The organism is Streptomyces sp. NPDC001544, assembly GCF_042894285.1.
GTDB lineage: Bacteria > Actinomycetota > Actinomycetes > Streptomycetales > Streptomycetaceae > Streptomyces.
The window spans coordinates 739,896-758,963 of record NZ_JBIAVN010000001.1 but is presented as its reverse complement, the minus strand read 5'-3'; the positions used below and the strand labels follow the sequence as shown (position 1 = coordinate 758,963).

The window sequence follows — 19,068 nt, the reverse complement described above, 5'->3', positions numbered from 1 at the left end:
ACCACCCGGGCACGGGAGGGCGCATCGTTGGTGGACTCGCCTTTCGTACTGATGTCCCGCACGGTCGGCCCGCCACTGCACGACCAGATCATCGGCCTGTGCACCGCAGCAGGGTTCACACCGCAGGTAGTCCAGCAGGCGGTGGAGTGGCAAACCGTGTGCGCCCTTGTGGAAACCGGGTTGGGCGTCTCCCTGGCCCCGGCGAGCATCCGGCGTATCCGCCTCAAAGGCGTCGCCTTCCGCAGGATCACCCCCGGCACCGCCCGTACACGAGTGGCCGTCGCCTGGCGCGAGAACGACCATAACCCCCTGGGCACACGCCTGCTGGCGACCATCAGCCAAGATCCGCCGGGGTGTCCCCCCGCGTTCCTCAGCTGCCCACCGGGAGAGCGCCAGGTCAGAGATCGTCCGGAAGGATCCGGAAGTGGGTGTGCCCGCCGGACAGCGGACGGACGGCACGGAAGTCGCGGAGGTCCCGGGTGAGAACGGCGTCCGTGCCGTACTCGGCGGCGAGCGCCACGTTCACGGCGTCCACCAGGTCGAGGTCGAGTGATCCGTACCGTGCTCGTACGGCCAGCGCCGCGTCGAGGATCTCGGGCGTGGGCGGAGCCAGGACGAGCCGCATCTGGCGCACCCGCGCCGCGAGTGAGCGCAGGATTCCGTCGGCGGCGGCCCGCCCGGCTCGGACGGTGGCCACCTGATGGACCTCAGTCAGCGCCAGAGGCGTGGCGACGAGGAAACCACACTCGTCCGCGGCCTTTCTGGCCGCCCGGTGGTCGGGATCGGAGCGGTTGAAAAGCGTGAGGATCCCGGAGGTGTCGGCGATGGCGATCAAGCCGCGTGTTCCCCGTTCCGGCGTTCCCGCGCCTCGTAGCCCGCGGTCACCGCGGCGCGAACGTCCTCTCCGGTGACGGGACCGCCGAGGTCGAAGGTCTCCTCGTCGGACACGAAGGGCTCATCCCAGACCCGGTGCGCCAGGGCGATGCGATGGATTCCTTCGCGGATTATCTCGGCCTCGGAGACGCCCATGCGGGCGGCGGCGTCCTTGATCAGCGCGAGGTCGCTGTCGTCGGCGTAGACATTGGTGCGCTTCAGAGCCATGCCTGCATGGTACAGGATATGTACCAGCCACATGGCGCCCTCGCGAGCACCAGTCCGGCCCCGGTCAGGCACGGCGCCGGAGGGCGGACCGCCCTACGCTGGTACGGGAGGAATCTCGGCGCAGCCGGCCTTCCGGGGTGACCAAGATGCTCGACGTGTCCGCCACGTTGGTGTTCGACGGCGTCGACCTCCACCGCCCCGCCCACCTTCCGGACTGCCCGCGTATCGCAGGCTCGCGCCTGCCGGCCCGCGGTGTCCTTGGCCAGGCGGTCTGGGAGACCCTCGACCCCGCCGGGTACGAACGCACCCGCTCCGAGACCGCCCTGCGGCCCGAATAGCAAGGCTCCAGGCGATCACACCGTCTTGACCTGGCCACCGTCGATGGTGAACTCGGCTCCTGTGATGTTCCCGGCGAGTGGCGAGGCGAGGAAGAGAGCCAGATCGGCGACTTCCTGAGGTTCGGTGACCCGCCCCGTGGAGATGCCCATGCTCTGCGGCACGACCACATCGATGGCCTCCTGCGCGGTGGTGCCGGCCTGCGCCGCCGTCGCGTCGGCGAAACCACCCGGAGCGGTCCAGAAGGGAGTGCGGACCGGTCCTGGTGCGATCGCGTTGACCCGGACGCCGCGCGGCGCGAACTCCTCCGACAGCGACTTGGTCAGGCTGCTCAGCCCGGCCTTGGCCGCGGAGTAGTCGACGACCGCGGGGAAAGGCAGGCGCGCGTTGATGGAGCTGATGTTGACGATGGAGCCGCCGTCCGCCAACAGGTGAGGAAGCGCCGCGCGGCTCGTCCGGACCGCGCTGAACAGGGTCATGTTGAAGATGCGTTGCCACTCGGCGTCGTCGATGTCGAGGAAGCTCGGACGGGAGGTCGCCGCGCCAAGGTTGTTGACCAGGATGTCGACCCCGCCGTACTGGTCCACCGCGAGCCGGACGAGCGTGTCCGGTCCGTCCGCGGTGGACAGGTCGACCGGGACCGCGGTGACGCCGTGGTTCTCATGAAGCGCCTGCAGCTCGGGAGTGATGCTCCGGCTGCCGGCGACGACGTGTGCGCCTTCCCGGGCGAACGCGTCGGCGATGGCGAGTCCGATGCCCTTGCTCGCCCCGGTGACGACGGCGACCTTGTCCTTGAGCTGGAGATCCATGGCGCTCCCTCTCCGAGTCGATCACCGCATATGTCGAGGGTACGCGGATGCGGCGCCGTCGGCTCGGGCGAGCAGCAGGCCTCTCGGAAACCCGCCCGTCAACGCGCGAAGGGTGGTTTCCGTCCGCGGGGTGGTTTGGTGCTCGCCCCACCGGCGGCGGCACCGGAGCCGCCGGACACTCGGCCATAGGCGGCGTGGGCCGCCGGAGGGGGGGGCGGCATGGCCGAGAACGGGATTCTGATCGCGGTACGGGAGCACCAGCGGGACGAGGGTGCGGGCGCCGAGCAGTTGCGGCGGATCCGGGACGCCATCGAGGCGGGCGGCTTCGGGGTGCGTTGGGCGGTCGGTGCCGCCGACGCGGAGGCGGTCCTGCGCACCGAGGCCGGGCTGGCCGCGGCGCTGGTGGCCTGGGACCTGCCCGGGGACGGGGGCGAGCCCGGCGGGGCCGCCGTGCTGCGCCGGATCGGCCGGCGGTTCCAGGACCTGCCCGTGTTCCTGGTGATGGCGGACGACGGCGTACGGGACCTGCCGCTGTGGGTGTCGGAGTCGGTGGTGGGGTATGTGTGGCCGCTGGAGGACACCCCGGGCTTCATCGCGGGGCGAGTGACGACCGCCGCCCGCGCGTACCGGGAGGCGGTCCTGCCGCCGTTCTTCCGGGCGCTGCGCCGCTTCGACGACGCGCACGAGTACTCGTGGCACACCCCGGCCCACTCCGGCGGCGTCGCCTTCCTGAAGTCGCCCGCCGGGCGGGCCTTCCACGACTACTTCGGTGAGCGCCTGCTGCGCAGCGACCTGTCGATCTCGGTCGAGGAGCTCGGCTCGCTGTTCGAGCACACAGGCCCGATCGGCGAGGCGGAGCGGAACGCCGCACGGGTCTTCGGAGCCGACCTCACCTACTTCGTGCTGCACGGCGACTCCACCTGCAACCGGCTGGTCGGCCACTTCAGCGTCACGCGCGACGAGATCGCGCTGGTGGACCGCAACTGCCACAAGTCGGTGCTGCACGGCCTGGTCGTCTCCGGCGCCCGTCCCGTCTACCTGATCCCCACCCGCAACGGTTACGGCCTGGCGGGGCCGCTGCCCCCGGCGGAGCTGGACGCCGGTGCGGTGGCGGACCGGATCGCCACGCACCCGCTCGCGGCGGGGGCCGTCTCACCGCACGCCCAGTACGCGGTCTTCACCAACTCCACGTACGACGGCCTGTGTTACGACGCGGCGGCGACGGCGAGGGCGTTCGCGCCCAGCACGCCCCGCCTGCACTTCGACGAGGCCTGGTTCGCGTACGCCCGCTTCCACCCCCTCTACGCGGGCCGCTACGGCATGTCCGTGGACGAGGAGGCCTTCCCCGGCCCGGACCGGCCCACCGTCTTCGCGACCCAGTCCACGCACAAACTGCTGGCCGCGCTGTCGCAGAGCGCCATGGTGCACGTCCGGCCCGCGCCCCGGGCGCCCGTGGAGCACGACCGGTTCAACGAGGCGCTGATGATGCACGGCACCACGTCACCGCTGTACCCGATGATCGCCTCGCTGGACGTGGCGACCGCCATGATGGACGGGCCGCAGGGCCGGTGGCTGGTCGACGAGGCGGTGACCGAGGCGGTCCGCTTCCGCCAGGAGATGGTGCGCGTCGGGCGGCGCATCGAGGCCGCCGGGGACCGGCCGCCGTGGTTCTTCGGCGTGTGGCAGCCCGAGACGGTGACCGATCCGGCGAGCGGCAAACGCCTCCCCTTCGACGAGGCACCGGCCGAGCTGCTGAGCAGCGAGCCGTCCTGCTGGACCCTGGAGCCGGGCGCCGACTGGCACGGCTTCCCCGGGCTGAGCGAGGGCCACTGCATGCTGGACCCCATCAAGGCCACCCTGACCTGCCCGGGGATCAGCGCCACCGGCGAGATGGCGGACACCGGCATCCCGGCCCGTGTCCTCACGGCCTACCTGGCCACCCGGAACATCGTCGTGGAGAAGACGGACAGCTACACCACGCTGGTGCTGTTCTCCATGGGCATCACCAAGGGCAAGTGGGGCACCCTGCTGGACGCTCTGATGGACTTCAAGGCGCTGTACGACGGCGCGGCCCGACTGGACCGGGTACTCCCCGCGCTCAACGCCGCACACCCCCAGCGGTACGCCGGCCTGACGCTCCCCGAACTCTGCCGGCAGATGCACGACCACCTGCGCTCGGTCCGCCTCGTGGAGCTGCTGGACACCGCCTTCCAGCAACTGCCGGAGCCGGTGGCCCAACCCCAGCTCTGCTACCAGCGCCTGGTACGCGGCGGCACCGAACGCGTCCGCCTCACCGAGGCGGCGGACCGTATCGCCGCGGCCATGGTCACCGTCACCCCGCCCGGCATCCCGGTCCTGATGCCCGGAGAGAACACCGGCACCCCCGACGGCCCACTGCTGTGCTACCTCGCCGCCCTGGAGTCCTTCGACCGCCGCTTCCCGGGCTTCACCAGCGAAACCCACGGCGTGACCGTGGACGAGGAAACCGGCGACTACCTGATCGAGTGCTTGCGCCCGGAGCACCACCCCCACCGAGCCACCACCCCGGCCCAACGCCACGCCCCCGAGCCGGCTCACCCGCGCCGCTGAATCACCGACCACACCGCTTGCGGATGGCCAGCCCCAGCCGTGTCCCCACCGTCACGCTCACTCCCAGCGACACGGCCAGGGCCACGGCATCTCCCCATGAGTGCCCGAGCCATACGTGCCACAGCACGGCGGCCAGCCCGTACACGACAGTCGTTTCAGCCAGGACCGCCACTAATCGGGGTCCCCGGCGCCGTCCCTGCCGTGCGCGCCCTCCCGCTCTCCCTTGCCGGTGCTCCGTCATGCACAGTCCACTACCCCCCGGACACACTTCCTGTTCCGGCCGGACGACCCGGAGACGGCCGACGGCCCGGAGACGGCCAGGGTGACGTGAAACACCGTGGGGCCGACGGTGCACGACCGTCGGCCCCATCCGTCGCCCCTGCTCAAAGCACCGGCAGGTTCTTCCGCAACTCGAACGCCGTCACCTCGGAGCGGTACTCCTCCCACTCCTGGCGCTTGTTGCGGAGGAAGAAGTCGAAGACGTGTTCGCCGAGGGTTTCGGCGACCAGGTCGCTGTTCTCCATGAGGGTGAGGGCCTCGCCGAGGTTCTGCGGGAGGGGTTCGATGCCCATGGCGCGGCGCTCGGCGTTGGAGAGGGCCCAGACGTCGTCCTCGGCGCCGGGCGGGAGCTCGTAGCCCTCCTCGATGCCCTTGAGGCCGGCGGCCAGCAGCAGCGCGTACGCCAGGTACGGGTTGGCGCCGGAGTCCAGGGAGCGGACCTCCACGCGCGCGGAGCCGGTCTTGCCGGGCTTGTACATCGGGACGCGGACCAGGGCCGAGCGGTTGTTGTGGCCCCAGCAGATGTAGGACGGGGCCTCGCCGCCGGCGCCCGCGGTGCGCTCGGAGCCGCCCCAGATGCGCTTGTAGGAGTTGACCCACTGGTTGGTGACCGCGGAGATCTCCGCCGCGTGCTTGAGCAGGCCCGCGATGAAGGAGCGGCCCACCTTGGAGAGCTGGTACTCGGCGCCGGATTCGTAGAACGCGTTGCGGTCGCCCTCGAAGAGCGAGAGGTGCGTGTGCATGCCCGAGCCCGGGTGCTCGGAGAACGGCTTCGGCATGAAGGTCGCCTGCACGCCCTGCTCCAGCGCCACCTGCTTCATGACCAGGCGGAACGTCATGATGTTGTCCGCCGTGGAGAGCGCGTCGGCGTAGCGCAGGTCGATCTCCTGCTGGCCGGGGGCGCCCTCGTGGTGGGAGAACTCGACCGAGATGCCCATCGACTCCAGCATGGTGATCGCCTGGCGGCGGAAGTCCATGCCGATGTTCTGCGGGGTGTGGTCGAAGTAGCCGGAGTTGTCGGCGGGCGTCGGGCGGGAGCCGTCGAGGGGGCGGTCCTTCAGGAGGAAGAACTCGATCTCCGGGTGGGTGTAGAAGGTGAAGCCCAGGTCGGAGGTGCGGGCGAGGGCGCGCTTGAGGACGTAGCGCGGGTCGGCGAAGGACGGGGAGCCGTCGGGCATGAGGATGTCGCAGAACATGCGGGCCGTGCCGGGGGCCTCGGCGCGCCAGGGCAGGACCTGGAAGGTGGAGGGGTCCGGTTTGGCGATCATGTCGGACTCGTAGACCCGGGCGAAGCCCTCGATCGCGGAGCCGTCGAAGCCGATGCCCTCGTCGAAGGCCTGTTCCAGCTCGGCGGGGGCCACGGCCACGGACTTCAGGAAGCCCAGCACGTCCGTGAACCACAGGCGTACGAACCGGATGTCGCGCTCCTCCAACGTCCGGAGCACGAACTCCTGCTGCTTGTCCATCTTCCGCTTCCCCATCCTTGCTGGTCAGGCCGCCTGTCCCTCGTACCACGGGAGGCGGTCGGGCACCTGAGCATCCCACCACAACACCATTTCACGCGTGTTGCCGACCTTGATCGGCCGACCGTCCAGGGGCTGAACGGCACGGGTGCGGCGGGTGTACTGCTCTCGCCCCATCTTGCCCCCTGGGAGTCGCCCTTGTAATGGCCGGTCCGCCTCGGTTCCGTCGTCCTCCGTGAGCAACACCACGCCCCTTTAATTTGCATCTAAAATGCAAATTTAAATAGCGTCTGGATCAGTGCCGGACCCGTGTCGGGTCCGTCGTCCCAGGAGTCCGCCATGCTCTCCGAGCAGTCCGCAGCCACCGTCCGCGCCACGCTCCCCGTCGTCGGCGCCGCCATCGGCGAGATCACCGAGCGCTTCTACGCCGGTCTCTTCGCCGCCCACCCCGAACTGCTGCGCGACCTGTTCAACCGCGGCAACCAGGCCGCCGGCACCCAGCGCCAGGCCCTCGCCGGTTCCGTCGCCGCCTTCGCCACGCACCTCGTGGACCACCCGGACCAGCGGCCGGACGCCATGCTGTCCCGCATCGCGCACAAGCACGCCTCCCTCGGCGTCACGCCCGCGCAGTACCAGGTCGTGCACGAGCACCTCTTCGCCGCCATCGTCGACGTCCTCGGCGAGGCCGTCACGCCGGAGGTCGCGGCCGCCTGGGACGAGGTGTACTGGCTGATGGCGAACGCGCTCATCGCCGTCGAGAAGCGGCTGTACGAGGAGAGCGGCGGCCACGGATGGCGGGAGTGGGAGGTCGTCGAGCGGGTCGCGGAGACCGGCGACGTGGCGAGCTTCCGGCTGCGCCCGGTCGACGGCGGTCCCGTGCGGGACTTCCGCGCCGGGCAGTACGTCTCCGTCCGCGTCGAGCTGCCGGACGGCGCGCGGCAGATACGGCAGTACAGCCTCTCCGGGGCACCGGGCTCCGCGCTGCGGCAGATCAGCGTGAAGCGGGTGTCCGGGGACGCCGGCGGCGCGACTCCGGAGGGCGAGGTCTCCCACCACCTCCACGCGCGCGTGCGCGAGGGCGACGTCCTCGAGCTGTCGGAGCCGTACGGCGACCTCGTCCTGGACGACGTCACGGACACGCCCCTGCTGCTGGCCTCCGCCGGCATCGGTGTGACCCCGATGACCGCGATGCTGGCGCAACTGGCGGAGACCGGCCACCGCGCCCCGGTCACCGTCGTCCACGGCGACCGCTCCCCCGCCGATCACGCCCTGCGCGCCGACCACGAGGCGTACGCGGCGAAGCTGCCGGACGCGGCCGTGCACTTCTGGTACGAGGCGCAGGCCCCGGCGGGCGCGCGGTCCGGGCTGGTGGACCTGAGCGGCATCGTCGTACCGAGCGGCACGCGCGCGTACCTGTGCGGCCCGCTGCCCTTCATGCGCGCGGTGCGCACCCAGCTCATCGAGAAGGGCGTGGCGCCCGCCGACATCCACTACGAGGTGTTCGGCCCGGACCTGTGGCTGGCCTCGCAGGGCTGAGTCCCCAGGGGTGGGCCCTCACGGCTGAGCCCTCAGGACGCCCTTCCGATCTCCAGCAGGAGCGGGCCGGTCGGGGCGGTGACCATGTCCGCCACCGTGAGCGGGTCCAGCGTGGCGAAGAACGCCTCCTGGGCCCGCCGCAGCGCGCCGCGCAGCCGGCAGGCGGAGTTCAGGGGGCAGGGGGTGGCGCCGCCCTCGCAGTCGACCACGTCGCCGTCGCCCTCGAAGGCGCGGACCACGGCGCCCACCGACGCGGTGCGACCCCGCTCGGTGAGGGTGAGCCCGCCGCCCCGGCCGCGCCGGGCGTCGACCAGGCCCATGTGCTGCAGCTCGGCGACGACCTTGGCCGCGTGTGTGTACGGCACGTCCATGTCCCCGGCGACTTCGCGGGTCGTGGGGCTGGTCTCGCCGGCGACGGCGAGCCGCATGAGCATCCGCAGGGCCAGGTCGGTGGAGCGCAGCAGCCGCATGCCGCCAGCGTAGATAATGCGCATCCGGCATTCAAATTATCGTTTCCGTACAGTTACCGGACCTCACTGCGGCCGGTGACCCGTCTGCCACTACGATCAGCGGGCCCACCGTCCCTTGCCTTTCCCCCAGAAGGACACCGCCCATGGGTTCCGCGAAGAAGACCGGCAACGCCGACCGCAAGGCGCGAATAGAGGAGATGCGGCGTGCCGAGCAGGCTCGCGAGCGGCGCAACCGGATCCTGACCGTCGCCGCGAGCGTGGTGGTGGTCGCCGGTCTCGTCGTCGGCGGCGTGGTGCTGGTGCGCTCGCAGGACGACTCCGGCGACAAGGAATCGGCGGGCGGTTCCAAGAGCTCCGGGGACTCGGGGCACTTCACGACCGGCAAGGACGGTGTGCGGACCTGGTCGGGCAAGCTGTCCCGGACGCACGTCACCACGTCCGTGAAGTACCCGATGCACCCGCCGGTGGGCGGCAACCACAACCCGGTGTGGCTGAACTGCAACGGCAACGTCTACACCTCGCCCGTGAAGGACGAGAACGCCGTGCACGCACTGGAGCACGGCGCGGTCTGGGTGACGTACACCGCCAAGGCGAAGAAGGCGGACGTGGACGCGCTCGCCGCCAAGGTGAAGCAGACGCCGTACTCGCTGATGAGCCCGTACGAGAACCAGGCGGCGCCGCTGATCCTGTCGGCGTGGGGCCACCAGCTGACCGTGAAGAGCGCCGACGACCCGGCGGTGAACAAGTTCTTCGCCACCTACGTGCAGGGCGAGCAGACCCCTGAGCCGGGCGCCTCGTGCACCGGCGGGACGATGAAGTGACGCGGCTCGTCGGCTGGGTCGCGGGCGCGGCGGCGGCGGCACTCGTCGCGGCCGGGGCGATCACCTACGCGGTGGCCGAGGACGGGGACTCCGGCACGAGCACACCGGGCGCGGAGTCGGCGGACGCGGGCTTCGCGCGGGACATGGCGGTCCATCACCAGCAGGCCGTCGAGATGTCGTACATCGTGCGCGACCGCACGAAGGACGAGGAAGTCCGGCGGCTCGCCTACGACATCGCGCAGACCCAGGCCAACCAGCGCGGCATGCTGCTGGGATGGCTCGACCTGTGGGGGCTGCCCAAGGTGTCGGCCGAGTCGCCGATGACCTGGATGGGGATGGGTGACATGCCCGCCGGCAAGGACGGCGCGCTGATGCCGGGCATGGCCACCAACAGCGACCTGAAGAAACTGCAGGGCCTCAGCGGCAAGCAGGCCGAGGTGTTCTACCTGCAGTTGATGACGGACCATCACAAGGGCGGCATCCACATGGCCGAGGGATGCGTGGCCAAGTGCACCGTCGGCGTGGAGAAGAGGCTCGCGCAGGGCATGGTGGACGCGCAGCAGTCGGAGATCCAGCTGATGGCGGACATGCTCAAGGAGCGCGGGGCGCAAGCGCGTTCTTAATGCTCCCGCAAGGATAAAAGCCCCAAATTCCCCTGGATGACCGTTCCTTGGGTTTCTCTTGACTTTTGCGTTCCCCTGGCATGAACGGTTCATCGAAAGAGTGGCCCCGATCGTGTGATCCATCGGGCCGAACCGCCGCGGGCCCGGCGCGGATCGCCGATGACCGACCACACATGCCTACATGCGCCTCTCATCAGGGGCGCATCGCAGGGGGTTACATGAGATCCAACCGCGCCAACCTGCGCACCGTGAGCCTGGCAGCGACACTGCCCATGGTCGCCGGTGCGCTGGCGCTCGGCATACCCGCGGCGCACGCCGCGGGCAACCCGGGCCGGGACACGCTCGCGGGCACCAAGCCCGCCTGGGCCACGGCCAAGGCGGACAAGGGCGCCGCGTCCGACAGCGCCCTGGTCAACGCCCGGGTGTACTTCGCCGGCCGCGACGCGTCCGGCCTCGCGGCCTACGCCAAGGCGGTGTCCGACCCGAGCTCGCCGAGTTACGGCAAGTACCTCAGCGCCAAGCAGGCCCAGGTCCGCTACGGCGCCACCAAGGCCCAGGTGGCCGCGGTCAAGTCCTGGCTGAAGTCGGCCGGGCTGCAGATCACCGGGGTCACGCAGCACTACGTCTCCGTCACCGGTGACGTGGCCGCCGCCGAGAAGGCGTTCGGCACCCAGCTGCACAACTACGCCAAGGGCTCCAGGACCTACCGCGCGCCGTCGAAGACGGCCTCCGCGCCGGAGAGCCTGAAGGGCGCCGTCCTGACCGTCACCGGCCTGGACAACGCGCCGCACAAGGCGAACCACGACGACCAGCTGCCCGGACCGGGCAAGGTGTTCAAGAACTCCGGGCCGTTCTCCTCGTACTACGGCTCGAACATCGCGAGCACGCTGCCCGACGCCTACGGCCAGAAGATCCCGTACGCCGTCAAGGGCTACACCGGCAAGCAGCTGCGCGCCGCCTACGGCGCCGGCACGTACACCGGCAAGGGTGTGCGGGTCGCCATCACGGACGCGTACGCCTCGCCGACCATCGCCTTCGACTCGCAGACCTACGCGAAGAAGAACGGTGACGCGGCCTGGAAGACCGGCCAGTTGAAGCAGGTGCTGCCCAAGAACTACACGCACACCGGCGCCGACGAGTGCGACGCCTCCGGCTGGTACGGCGAGGAGACCCTCGACGTGCAGGCCGTGCACGCGGTGGCGCCGAACGCGAACGTCACCTATGTGGGCGCCGCGTCCTGCATGGACGACGACCTGCTCGACTCGCTCAGCAAGGTCGTCGACAACCACCTGGCCGACATCGTCTCCAACTCGTGGGGCGACATCGAGGCCAACCAGACGCCGGACCTGGCCGCCGCCTACGACCAGGTCTTCCAGTTCGGCGCGGTCGAGGGCATCGGCTTCTACTTCTCCTCCGGTGACAACGGCGACGAGGTCGCCCACACCAAGACGAAGCAGGTCGACACCCCCGCCAACTCGGCCTGGGTGACGGCGGTCGGCGGTACCTCGCTGGCGGTCGGCAAGGGCGACACGTACCTGTGGGAGACCGGCTGGGGCACCGAGAAGGCCACGCTGTCGGCCGACGGCAAGAGCTGGACGGGCTTCCCCGGCGCGTTCACCTCGGGTGCGGGCGGCGGCACCAGCAAGACCGTGGCCGAGCCCTTCTACCAGAAGGGTGTCGTCCCGGACTCGCTCGCCAAGGCCAACAACGCCGCCGGCAACCGCGTCGTCCCGGACATCGCGGCGATCGCCGACCCGAACACCGGCTTCCTCGTCGGCCAGACGCAGACCTTCCCCGACGGGTCGGAGCAGTACAGCGAGTACCGCATCGGCGGCACCTCGCTGGCCGCGCCGGTGATCGCGGCCGTGCAGGCCCTGGCCCAGGAGGCGCGTGGCGGCAAGGCGCTCGGCTTCGCCAACCCGGCCATCTACGCCAAGGCCGGCTCGAAGGCCTACCACGACGTGGTGGACAAGCCGACCGGCACGGACCTCGCGGTCGCCCGCGTGGACTTCGCCAACGGCCTCGACGCCACCGGCGGCCTGCTGTACTCGGTCCGCAGCCTCGGTAAGGACAGCTCGCTGTCCGCGGTGAAGGGCTACGACGACGTCACCGGCGTGGGCTCGCCCGCGAACGGCTACGTGCAGTCGTACAAGAAGCACTGACGCCCTCCCGGCACCGTGCGCCCGCTCCTCCTCGTCCGGAGGGGCGGGCGCACGCGTGTGCCGGGGTCAGCCGGTTCCGCCGCGCCGACGGTCGAGAACCAGGAAGACCAGCAGGCCGGCGGCGAAGAGCAGCGCACCGGCGATCAGGAACGGCACCGGGGCGTACTCGTCGGTGCAGGTCTCCCCGCCGGCCGCCGCCCGGCACACCGTCCCCGGGCCGCCCCGGTTCAGGTGGGCGAGGAAGAAGAGGGGCAGGGACAGGCCGGTGACGCCGCCGACGACGGCGTTCCGGTGCCCCTTGCGCAGCAGGAGGAGGACGGCGGCCAGGACTCCCGGGACGATCAGGACCAGGCCCACGGACAGCAGCGCGGCCGGCCCGAGCGCGACACATCCGCCGACGCGAGCCACGCCATGAACCAGCCCCACTCCGACCTGCGGCGGCCTGGGCCCACGACAGCCGTGCGTTGCACGGCGCCTCCTGCTCGAAGGGGACGATTCAGGGTACGACCGTGCCATGGTCACGACCATCGCGGTGCGCCATACACGGGTGCGAGGCCCCACCCTCGATCGCGTCGCTCTGACGATTACACTGGCCCTCGTGCCTCAGTCGAACTTCTGGTCCATCTATCAGCACGGGTTCGCACGCGTCGCCGCGTGTACGGGTCACACCGTCATCGCGGACCCGCCCGCCAACGCCGAAGCGGTCCTGCGCCAGGCACGCCGGTGCGCCGAGGAGGGCGTCGCCGTCGCCGTCTTCCCGGAGCTGGTGCTGTGCGGCTACTCGATCGAGGACCTGCTGCTGCAGGACGCGCTGCTCGACCGGGTCGAGGAAGCGCTCCAGGAGGTGGTGGCCGGGTCGGCCGACCTGCTGCCGGTGCTGGTCGTCGGCGCCCCGCTGCGCCACCGAAACCGGGTCTACAACTGCGCGGTGATCGTGCACCGCGGCCGCGTCCTCGGTGTCGTACCCAAGTCGTACCCCCCGAACTACCGGGAGTTCTACGAGCGCCGGCAGATCGGCGACGGCTCCGACGAGCGCGGCGGATCGATCCGCCTGGGCGGCGAGACGGTGCCGTTCGGCGTGGACCTGCTGTTCGAGGCCCAGGACGTCCCCGGTCTCGTGCTGCACGCGGAGATCTGCGAGGACATGTGGGTGCCGGTGCCGCCCAGCGCGGAGGCGGCCCTCGCCGGCGCGACCGTCCTCGTCAACCTCTCGGGCAGCCCGATCACGGTCGGACGGGCCGAGGACCGCAAGCTGCTGTGCCGTTCGGCGTCCTCCCGCTGTCTGGCCGCCTACGTCTACGCGGCGGCCGGCCTGGGCGAGTCGACCACCGACCTGTCCTGGGACGGCCAGGCCATGGTCTACGAGAACGGCGTACTGCTCGCCGAGACCGAGCGGTTCCCGCTGGACGACTCTCACGCGGTGGCCGACGTGGACCTCGACCTGCTGCGGCAGGAGCGGCTGCGGATGGGCACGTTCGACGACAACCGCCGCACGCACAGCGCGCGGACCGCCGACTTCCGGACGATCACGTTCGCGCTCGATCCGCCGCTCACCGACCTGGGGCTGCGCCGTCGCCTGGAACGCTTCCCGTTCGTGCCGGCCGACGCCGACCGCCTCGCCCAGGACTGCTACGAGGCGTACAACATCCAGGTGGCGGGCCTGCAGCAGCGGCTCGCCTCGATCGGCGGGCCGAAGGTCGTCATCGGCGTGTCCGGCGGCCTGGACTCCACGCACGCGCTGATCGTCGCCGCCCGCGCGATGGACCGCGCCGGCCGCCCGCGCAGCGACATCCTGGCCTTCACGCTGCCCGGCTTCGCCACCAGCGACCACACCAAGGACAACGCCCACAAGCTGATGAACTCGCTCGGCGTCACCGCGGCCGAGCTGGACATCACACCGACCGCGCGGCTGATGCTGCGGGAGATGGGCCACCCGTTCGCGTCCGGCGAGCCGGTGTACGACGTCACCTTCGAGAACGTCCAGGCCGGTCTGCGCACCGACTACCTCTTCCGGCTGGCCAACCAGCGCGGCGGCATCGTGCTGGGCACCGGCGACCTGTCGGAGCTGGCGCTCGGCTGGTCCACGTACGGCGTGGGCGACCAGATGAGCCACTACAACGTCAACGGCGGAGTGCCGAAGACCCTGATCCAGCACCTGATCCGCTGGGTCATCAGCAGCGGCCAGTTCGACGAGGAGACCGGCGACACGCTCGCCGCCATCCTCGACACCGAGATCAGCCCGGAGCTGGTCCCGGGTGAGGAGATGCAGTCGACGGAGTCGAAGATCGGCCCGTACGCGCTGCACGACTTCACCCTCTTCCACGTGCTGCGCTACGGCTTCCGCCCCTCCAAGATCGCCTTCCTCGCCTGGCACGCCTGGCACGACCCGGAGTCCGGCGCCTGGCCGCCGAACTTCCCCGACGCCAAGCGGGTGGCCTACGACCTCCCGGAGATCCGGCACTGGCTGGAGGTCTTCTGCCGCCGCTTCTTCGCCTTCGCCCAGTTCAAACGCTCGGCCATGCCGAACGGGCCCAAGGTCGCGGCCGGCGGTTCGCTGTCCCCGCGCGGCGACTGGCGGGCGCCTTCGGACGGCAACGCGCGGGCGTGGCTGCGGGATCTGGCCCGGTTCGACGTGCCGGAGGCGTGACGGGCCGGCGAAATCCGGTGGTTCAGGGGCCCGGCCGCCACGCGCAGGAGGGGTGTGCTGGGTGGCCAACGACGGGCGGTCGGTTTCGGCCGCACCTTCTTGCCCTGGCATCACCGCATGCCTTCCCCAACAGCCCGTCGCCACGTGCTGACGACCTTGCTGGTCGCGGCGCTGGTCGCATTCGGCTACTACGCTCTGCAGCCCGTACGGGAAGCCTGCACACTCACCTCCGATCCGTATGGGTCCACCTTCAGCCCGAACAGCGTCCACGCCTCCGGCGGCGGCCGGTGCGGCGACGAGCGCACACGCTTCATGTCCTGGCTCAAGGGATAGGAGTGGGAGCCGCTGTGAGCTACAGCCCGTCGATCTACACATTCGTCGAAGGCAGTGACGTACCAGTTCCCTTGGACATGGACGTCGTTCGAGCGGTCCTCAGCCCTTACGACGTCGGTGACCCGAACCTCACGGTGCTGGACGGCGGACGTATGCAGTACTGGGTCCGGGCCGCGGACGGCAGTGCGGCCGAGATCTTCGTCGACGAGACCGGCATCCTGGTGGAGCGTCCGCATTCCGGGCCGGGAGTCTTCGCCATCGTGGCCGAACTGGCCGCACGGCTGGAAGCGGTGATCTTCGATCCGAGCGAGGGCCTGTTCGTCTGCGGCGCCGAAGCACACGCGCGCCTTCCGACAGACATGCGGGAGAAGGCCCTGGTGATCGAGATGACGGGTGACGCCGTCGAGGCCGCCCTGATCGGCCCGCGGTGAAGGCGCCGGGGAGGCGGACCTCGCCTCCGCATGCTCCGGAAGAGGTCATCGCCGAGTGGCACGAGCTGGCGGAGACGGTATGCCGCGAGCTGCAACGCGCCGGTCTCCCCGCCTACGTGGAACACCCCGGCGCCCTGGCCGACCTACAGGCCGGCGCGTGCGTCCACGTCGACACCGTCGAAGGGCCGGCAGGTGGCGTCCACGTCACCTGGAACGCCGGTGCGGCCCTGACCGAGGCCGTCTTCGCCTGTATGCGGCCGGACGGGGTCGACCTCCAGGAACCGGTGATCGCGCACGGTACGCGGATCGTCTCACTGATGGACGAGACGATCAGGAGCGTGCTCACGCTTGCCGGTTTCCGCACCTGCGATGCGGCCGGGCTCAACGACCTGGCCCCGGGAACGCATGTCGCGGGCCGGCAGCCGCGGCAGTGGTACATCGAGCACATCCTCGCGGAGGGTGTGCTCGGTCTCATCGCGACCATCCGTTCCTGCGGTCCCAGCGATGACGATGGCGGTGAACCGGCCGGTGTCAGCGCGGAGGGCAAGGCCCGGCTCACCGGACGGGGCATCCGGATCGTGCGGGACCTGATGTGTGTGGTCATGGCCGCGGGCCGAACTCGGTGCTGTGGTCGATGGCCCACTGCGCAAAGGGGCGGGCCGGCCTACCGGTCAGGCGCTCGACATCATCGGTGACAAGACGTGACTCGGGTCGCCGCGTTGACGCCGCGATGAGGGCATCGACCAGCCGTTCGGGACGGCCGTCCGCGAGCATTCGTGCCCGCGCGATATCCACGGGGACCGGCTCGAAACGCAACTTTCGTCCGAGGGCGGCACCGAGGATTCCCACCTGGTCGGCCCTGCTGAGCGGCTCGGGCCCGGTCAGCAGGTAGGGGATGCGATCCGAGTCGTCCTGGCGTCGAAGGAGCACCTCCGCGGCTGCGGCCGCGACATCACCCTCGTCCACGACTGCTGTGCGCGCTATGTCCGGACCTCTGACCACGTCGCCTGCGCGCAGCTGTGCCGCCCAGCCCCGGGCGTTGGACGCCAGCGTGTCGCTGCGCAGCACGGTGGGATGCAGGCCAGCAGCATGGAGCTGGCGTTCCATGTCCGCGTGTACCTGCACAATCGGGTCACTCTGGCGAAATGAGGCGTCATCGATCGCAGTCGAGGAGAGGTAGACGACGCGCGGTGCTGCTGCGGCGAGTTCTGCGATCAGAGGCTCGGCGGGGGCGGTGTCGAGCAGCGGCCATATGAGGAAGACGGTGTCGATGTCGTCGAGCGCCGCACGGACGGAGGCGGCGTCGGTCAGGTCACCGCGTACCGACTCGATGCCGGGTCGAGGGCCAACACGGCGACGATCGAGGCACCGCACAGCTGCCGCGCGCGCATGCAGCCGGGCGAGGAGCTCACGGCCGAGGTTGCCCGTCGCGCCGGTGACCAGGACCGATCGGGAACAAGCAGGAGTAGGCGGGGTGGGAGAACTGTCAGGCATGCTGGGGAGGCTAAAGGTTCAGGTCGACATCAAGGCAAGGCGGAATGGCGATAACGATCGGCGAGGCGGCTGCGCAGCTTGGAGTCGAGGCCCATGTCCTACGGCACTGGGAGCACGTCGGAGCACTCACGGTGCACCGGGACGCGAACGGTTACCGCCTCTACGACCACGACGTCCTGGAGCAGGCACGAACCGTGCTGAAACTGCGACAAGTCGGGCTCTCGCTGCCAGAGGTCACCGCAGCGATGTCCCCGAAGAAGTCCGCCGCGCAGGAGGTCGTGCGCGCGAAGATCGCCGTGCTCGAAAGTGAGGTCCGCAGCAGACAGCAAGCGATCACCTTCCTCCGGCACACCGTCGAGTGTCGCCATCGGTACCTTGAGGAGTGCGCGGACTGCGCGACATTCGTCTGGGACCCTTGATCATCCAATGTGAGGAATTCGCGGTCGATGACCATAGCCCTTGATCAGTAGCAAGTGACCGCCGACATCAACGTCTTGGCCCGCAACAGCTAACCCCGGGGAGCCGAACATGGGTGCGGAGGAAGTCATCGCCGCCGGGTACGAACTGGCAGGCCGGGTCTGCCGGGAACTCCACCGTGCCGGTCTTCCCGCCGGTGTCGAGCGCCCGGGAGCGCCGGTGCAGCCCGGCGTTCGGGTCGAAGTCGACAGCCAGGGCAAGCGCGCCGGAGGCCTTTACGCCCGCTGGAGCGCTCCGGAAATGACGGAGGCCGCGGTGCGGGCAATGACGGAACGACAGGACCCGGCGGCGCCGGAGTGGAAGCGCTTCTCCGAGGTCGTTCTGCTCATGCAGACGGCACTGATCGGAATCCTGCGGCTGGCCGGCTTCTCCGCCGTACGGGCGGAAGAGGTCGACGACATCGTCAAGGGGGACGTGTACGTTCACGCCGATGCGCCCTCGTCTTCGTGAGCGCCCTGGCCGCAGCCTAGGCTCCGGTGCATGCACACCAGCCTGACGGAGCACGCCCGGTGTCTCTACGGGGACGAGTACCGACCCGTGCCGGAGTGCGGCCTCGCGCACGAGGAGCGCTACTTCGTCGAGGAGCTGACCTTCGCCGACCCGGCGTCGATCCTGGCGATGCTGCGTGCGCTCTGCCCGAATCCGGTCGACGGTCGTCTCCCGGTCTGGGTCCGGAACCTGTCGTACCGCCTGGTGCTGTTGCAGCGGCCGGACGAACCGGCACTGTTGCGGGAGGCCGCCCAGAACCTGTGGTTGCACGGGCCGGACTGGGACGGCATCGCGGCGGACCTGGTGAGGCGGGCGGACGCCCTGGAGCAGGCGGGCTGACCTGACGAGGCGACGTGATCGCGCCAACTCCCAAGCCAGACGGGTCCGGATGTCGATCAGTTCGGGCTGTCCCTGTAATACTTCCGACCGGTCGCGCGTCGGCGTCGTCACGCATGGCCAGTCGGAACAGTGTGACCCGCTCGTGGGCGACTGCGGGGGACTTACTCAGGGAGGGTACATGCGGAAAAGAACCGTTGCTTCCGGACTTGTCGTGGCAGTGGCGGCCGTGGGGGCCACTTTGATCACCGCGCCGGCGGCGAGTGCCGGAGGATACGGCTGTTCCGGGTCACTTGTCAGTACGTATCCGGTGAAGGACAACGGTGGGGTGTCGAGAGGTGATGTCTACCTCTATTTCGACTCCTCCACCGGTTACAACTGCGCGGTGACGGTCAAGAATTCGGCCGGCGCGTACGGTACACCGACCCTGACGAATGTGACCCTTGACCGCTGCAAGGCCGGCACTTCCGGTTCGAGTTGCTACTCGGAGAAGAAGGTGACCGACGAGGGGCTGTACTCGTCCTACGCCGGACCTGTTTCATTGTCCGCTTCGGGTCGGTGCATATCGATCTACGGGGAAATACTTGGCTCGTGGGGCACGGCGCAGGTTTCCCACGAAGGCGTCCACTGCGGATAGCTTGGGGACGGCAGGGCACGGGCGGCGGGGCCTGA

At 70.0% G+C, this 19,068-nt stretch carries 21 protein-coding genes and 1 pseudogene; 14 read left to right on the top strand and 8 right to left on the bottom strand.

The window, feature by feature from the left end:
• Positions 1-21 precede the first annotated feature (21 nt).
• Positions 22-354, top strand: a pseudogene (locus ACFY0F_RS03445) (LysR family substrate-binding domain-containing protein); the annotation flags it as partial.
• Positions 355-397: 43 nt separating this feature from the next.
• Here the strand turns inward: ACFY0F_RS03445 and ACFY0F_RS03440 are convergent.
• Both ACFY0F_RS03440 and ACFY0F_RS03435 read right to left on the bottom strand, forming a co-directional pair.
• Positions 398-835, bottom strand: a complete 438-nt coding sequence (locus ACFY0F_RS03440) for a type II toxin-antitoxin system VapC family toxin (RefSeq protein ID WP_388788168.1) — start codon at positions 833-835, stop codon at positions 398-400.
• Entirely contained in the window at positions 832-1,101 is a 270-nt protein-coding gene (locus ACFY0F_RS03435; RefSeq protein WP_388788165.1) for a CopG family transcriptional regulator, read from the bottom strand. The genes ACFY0F_RS03440 and ACFY0F_RS03435 overlap by 4 nt, the downstream gene beginning before the upstream one ends.
• A gap of 137 nt (positions 1,102-1,238) precedes the next feature.
• Between ACFY0F_RS03435 and ACFY0F_RS03430 the strand changes: the two genes are divergently transcribed.
• Entirely contained in the window at positions 1,239-1,439 is a 201-nt protein-coding gene (locus ACFY0F_RS03430; RefSeq protein ID WP_388788162.1) for a hypothetical protein, read from the top strand.
• A gap of 15 nt (positions 1,440-1,454) precedes the next feature.
• Here ACFY0F_RS03430 and ACFY0F_RS03425 read toward each other — a convergent pair whose 3' ends face one another.
• Complete coding sequence (locus ACFY0F_RS03425; RefSeq protein ID WP_388788160.1) at positions 1,455-2,246, bottom strand: SDR family NAD(P)-dependent oxidoreductase; 792 nt, start codon at positions 2,244-2,246, stop codon at positions 1,455-1,457.
• Positions 2,247-2,465: 219 nt separating this feature from the next.
• Here ACFY0F_RS03425 and ACFY0F_RS03420 point away from each other — a divergent pair, with 219 nt between their 5' ends.
• The gene (locus ACFY0F_RS03420) at positions 2,466-4,835 is read left to right on the top strand and encodes an Orn/Lys/Arg decarboxylase N-terminal domain-containing protein (RefSeq protein WP_388788157.1); all 2,370 of its coding nucleotides are present in this window, start codon (positions 2,466-2,468) and stop codon (positions 4,833-4,835) included.
• Positions 4,836-5,218: 383 nt separating this feature from the next.
• On the opposite strand, the gene glnA is transcribed toward ACFY0F_RS03420, so the two are convergent.
• The gene (gene glnA, locus ACFY0F_RS03415; RefSeq protein WP_361437730.1) at positions 5,219-6,580 is read right to left on the bottom strand and encodes a type I glutamate--ammonia ligase; all 1,362 of its coding nucleotides are present in this window, start codon (positions 6,578-6,580) and stop codon (positions 5,219-5,221) included.
• Between the two features lie 336 nt (positions 6,581-6,916).
• On the opposite strand from glnA, the gene ACFY0F_RS03410 reads away from it, so the two are divergent.
• Positions 6,917-8,113, top strand: coding sequence for a globin domain-containing protein (locus ACFY0F_RS03410; RefSeq protein ID WP_388788154.1), 1,197 nt, complete (start codon positions 6,917-6,919; stop codon positions 8,111-8,113).
• Positions 8,114-8,145: 32 nt separating this feature from the next.
• Here ACFY0F_RS03410 and ACFY0F_RS03405 read toward each other — a convergent pair whose 3' ends face one another.
• A complete protein-coding gene (locus ACFY0F_RS03405; protein ID WP_388788151.1) occupies positions 8,146-8,583 on the bottom strand; it encodes an Rrf2 family transcriptional regulator in 438 nt (145 codons plus the stop codon).
• Between the two features lie 143 nt (positions 8,584-8,726).
• Here ACFY0F_RS03405 and ACFY0F_RS03400 point away from each other — a divergent pair, with 143 nt between their 5' ends.
• The 3 genes from ACFY0F_RS03400 (at position 8,727) to ACFY0F_RS03390 (ending at position 12,189) form a co-directional block, all read left to right on the top strand.
• Positions 8,727-9,404, top strand: a complete 678-nt coding sequence (locus ACFY0F_RS03400) for a DUF3105 domain-containing protein (RefSeq protein ID WP_388788149.1) — start codon at positions 8,727-8,729, stop codon at positions 9,402-9,404.
• A complete protein-coding gene (locus tag ACFY0F_RS03395) occupies positions 9,401-10,027 on the top strand; it encodes a DUF305 domain-containing protein (RefSeq protein WP_388788146.1) in 627 nt (208 codons plus the stop codon). Before ACFY0F_RS03400 ends, ACFY0F_RS03395 begins: the two co-directional genes overlap by 4 nt.
• A 218-nt stretch (positions 10,028-10,245) precedes the next feature.
• Positions 10,246-12,189 carry a protease pro-enzyme activation domain-containing protein gene (locus tag ACFY0F_RS03390; RefSeq protein WP_388788144.1) on the top strand — a complete coding sequence of 648 codons (1,944 nt, stop codon included), beginning with the start codon at positions 10,246-10,248 and terminating at the stop codon, positions 12,187-12,189.
• Between the two features lie 66 nt (positions 12,190-12,255).
• Here the strand turns inward: ACFY0F_RS03390 and ACFY0F_RS03385 are convergent, their stop codons facing one another.
• On the bottom strand, positions 12,256-12,597 hold the full coding sequence (locus tag ACFY0F_RS03385) for a hypothetical protein (RefSeq protein WP_388788141.1): 342 nt from the start codon (positions 12,595-12,597) through the stop codon (positions 12,256-12,258).
• A gap of 190 nt (positions 12,598-12,787) precedes the next feature.
• Between ACFY0F_RS03385 and ACFY0F_RS03380 the strand changes: the two genes are divergently transcribed.
• The 3 genes from ACFY0F_RS03380 to ACFY0F_RS03370 all read left to right on the top strand — a co-directional run bounded on the left by ACFY0F_RS03380 (position 12,788) and on the right by ACFY0F_RS03370 (position 15,600).
• A complete protein-coding gene (locus tag ACFY0F_RS03380; protein WP_388788138.1) occupies positions 12,788-14,836 on the top strand; it encodes an NAD(+) synthase in 2,049 nt (682 codons plus the stop codon).
• A gap of 117 nt (positions 14,837-14,953) precedes the next feature.
• On the top strand, positions 14,954-15,169 hold the full coding sequence (locus tag ACFY0F_RS03375) for a hypothetical protein (RefSeq protein ID WP_388788135.1): 216 nt from the start codon (positions 14,954-14,956) through the stop codon (positions 15,167-15,169).
• A gap of 77 nt (positions 15,170-15,246) precedes the next feature.
• Complete coding sequence (locus tag ACFY0F_RS03370; RefSeq protein ID WP_388788132.1) at positions 15,247-15,600, top strand: hypothetical protein; 354 nt, start codon at positions 15,247-15,249, stop codon at positions 15,598-15,600.
• Between the two features lie 143 nt (positions 15,601-15,743).
• On the opposite strand, the gene ACFY0F_RS03365 is transcribed toward ACFY0F_RS03370, so the two are convergent.
• Together ACFY0F_RS03365 and ACFY0F_RS03360 are read right to left on the bottom strand one after the other, a co-directional pair.
• Positions 15,744-15,896: a hypothetical protein gene (locus ACFY0F_RS03365; RefSeq protein ID WP_388788129.1), complete on the bottom strand. Its 153-nt coding sequence runs from the start codon at positions 15,894-15,896 to the stop codon at positions 15,744-15,746.
• A 304-nt stretch (positions 15,897-16,200) separates the two neighbouring features.
• Complete coding sequence (locus ACFY0F_RS03360; RefSeq protein ID WP_388788126.1) at positions 16,201-17,094, bottom strand: NAD(P)H-binding protein; 894 nt, start codon at positions 17,092-17,094, stop codon at positions 16,201-16,203.
• Between the two features lie 44 nt (positions 17,095-17,138).
• On the opposite strand from ACFY0F_RS03360, the gene ACFY0F_RS03355 reads away from it, so the two are divergent.
• The 4 genes from ACFY0F_RS03355 to ACFY0F_RS03340 all read left to right on the top strand — a co-directional run bounded on the left by ACFY0F_RS03355 (position 17,139) and on the right by ACFY0F_RS03340 (position 19,033).
• Positions 17,139-17,513 (top strand): MerR family transcriptional regulator, encoded by a 375-nt coding sequence (locus ACFY0F_RS03355; RefSeq protein ID WP_388788123.1) that lies wholly within the window; start codon positions 17,139-17,141, stop codon positions 17,511-17,513.
• A gap of 109 nt (positions 17,514-17,622) precedes the next feature.
• A complete protein-coding gene (locus tag ACFY0F_RS03350; protein ID WP_388788120.1) occupies positions 17,623-18,021 on the top strand; it encodes a hypothetical protein in 399 nt (132 codons plus the stop codon).
• Positions 18,022-18,051: 30 nt separating this feature from the next.
• On the top strand, positions 18,052-18,399 hold the full coding sequence (locus ACFY0F_RS03345; RefSeq protein WP_388788117.1) for a hypothetical protein: 348 nt from the start codon (positions 18,052-18,054) through the stop codon (positions 18,397-18,399).
• 178 nt (positions 18,400-18,577) lie between these two features.
• Positions 18,578-19,033 (top strand): hypothetical protein, encoded by a 456-nt coding sequence (locus ACFY0F_RS03340; protein ID WP_388788114.1) that lies wholly within the window; start codon positions 18,578-18,580, stop codon positions 19,031-19,033.
• Positions 19,034-19,068: the final 35 nt, after the last annotated feature.